The sequence below is a fragment of the Kitasatospora sp. NPDC059462 genome (assembly GCF_042749955.1).
In the GTDB taxonomy this organism is placed as follows: Bacteria; Actinomycetota; Actinomycetes; order Streptomycetales; family Streptomycetaceae; genus Kitasatospora.
On the sequence record NZ_JBHYUU010000391.1, the window covers coordinates 1 to 1,715 of the forward strand.

At 75.3% G+C, this 1,715-nt stretch carries 1 protein-coding gene; it reads left to right on the forward strand.

Annotated features, from left to right (window positions below):
• Nucleotides 1-87 precede the first annotated feature (87 nt).
• A complete protein-coding gene (locus ACFXAM_RS38680) occupies nucleotides 88-1,626 on the forward strand; it encodes a carbohydrate binding domain-containing protein (protein WP_380298619.1) in 1,539 nt (512 codons plus the stop codon).
• Nucleotides 1,627-1,715: the final 89 nt, after the last annotated feature.

A 1,715-nucleotide genomic window follows, 5' to 3' on the forward strand; every position in this document is an offset into this window, starting at 1 on the left:
GTCACCACCCCCCCCCCGCGCCCGCCCGCCCGCATCCCCCCCCGTGGTGGGGCGGGCGGCGGACTCCCGTCCCCGAGAGGCACCCCCATGCCACGCGCGCCCCACGACACCGCTGCCCGGCACCGCCGCCCGGTCCTCCGCACCAAGGCGCTCGGCCTCGCCACCGCCGTCGTCCTGGCCGGTGGCGGCCTCGCCGCCGTGGCCACGAACGCCGGCGCCGCCGACGGCAACCTGCTCGGCAACCCCGGGTTCGAGAGCGGCGCGCTGGGCACCTGGAGCTGTACCGGCGCGGCCGGCAGCGTGGTGAACTCCGGTGCGCACAGCGGCTCCTACGCACTGCGCGGCGAGGTCTCCGGCGCGGGCACCGCGCAGTGCGGCCAGAGCGTCGCGGTCAGGCCCAACACCACGTACACGCTGAGCGCCTGGGTCCAGGGCCAGTACGTGTACCTCGGCGCGACCGGCACCGGCGTCACCGACCCGGCCGTCTGGACGCCCGGCGGCGCCGGCTGGCAGCAGCTGACCGCCACCTTCACCACCGGCGCCGCAACCACCAGCGTCGACGTCTACCTGCACGGCTGGTACGGCCAGGGCGCCTACCTCGCCGACGACGTCACCCTCACCGGCCCCGGCGGCACCCCGAGCACGCCCCCGCCCACCACGACGCCGCCCACCACGACGCCGCCGACCACCGCGCCGCCCACCACCGTTCCCCCGACCGGCGGCCCGACCACCCCGGCGCCGAACGTCGCCCTGCCGGTGGCCCCGTACATCGACATGGGCGCCTGGCCCACCCCGTCGATGCCCGCGATGGCCAGGTCCGGCAACCTCAAGGCCTTCACGATGGGCTTCGTCACCGCCGTCGGCTGCAAGGCCAGCTGGTTCAACGCCTACGACCCGCGCACCGGTTGGGCGAAGGACCAGATCGACGCGCTGCGCGCGGCCGGCGGCGACGTCAAGCTCTCCTTCGGCGGCGCCAGCGGCACCGAGCTCGCCGCCGCCTGCACCGGCGTCGACCCCCTGTTCGCCGAGTACGACGCCGTCGTCAACGCCTACGACCTGCGCTACGTCGACTTCGACATCGAGGGCGCGGCGATCGCCGACACCGTCGCCAACGAGCGCCGCTCGGCCGCCCTCGCCAAGCTGCAGAAGGCCCACCCCGGACTGAGGATCTCCTTCACCCTGCCGGTCCTCCCCGAGGGCCTGACCAGCGAGGGCGTCGCCATCGTCCGCTCCGCCCGGGACGCGGGCGTGGACGTCGACGTCGTCAACGTCATGGCGATGGACTACTACCGCGCCGGCACCGACTACGGCGACGCCGCCGTCCAGGCCGCGCAGTCCCTGTACGGCCAGCTGAAGGCGCTGTACCCGGCCAGGAGCGACGCCCGGCTGTGGGCCATGGTCGGGGTCACCCCGATGCTCGGCGAGAACGACGACCACCAGATCTACAACCAGGCCGACGCCCAGCAGCTGGTCGCCTTCGCCCGCCAGCACCACCTCGGCACGCTGGCCTTCTGGGACGCCACCCGGGACGCCAACGCCTGCACCGGCGGCGGCCTCTACAAGTGCACCAACATCCCGCAGCAGCCGTACGAATTCGCGAAGATCTTCGCCCAGTACACCGGCTGAGCGCCGGATCCGGTCGCGGAGCCCACGCCCCCCCCCCCCGGCGGGCGGGGGGGGGGCGCGGCGGGGAGGGGGGCGGGCGGGGGGGGCCG

What these genes read in the sequence shown, in the direction of transcription:
- ACFXAM_RS38680 (WP_380298619.1), top strand. Translation starts at nt 88, where the DNA reads ATGCCACGCGCGCCCCACGACACCGCTGCCCGGCACCGCCGCCCGGTC.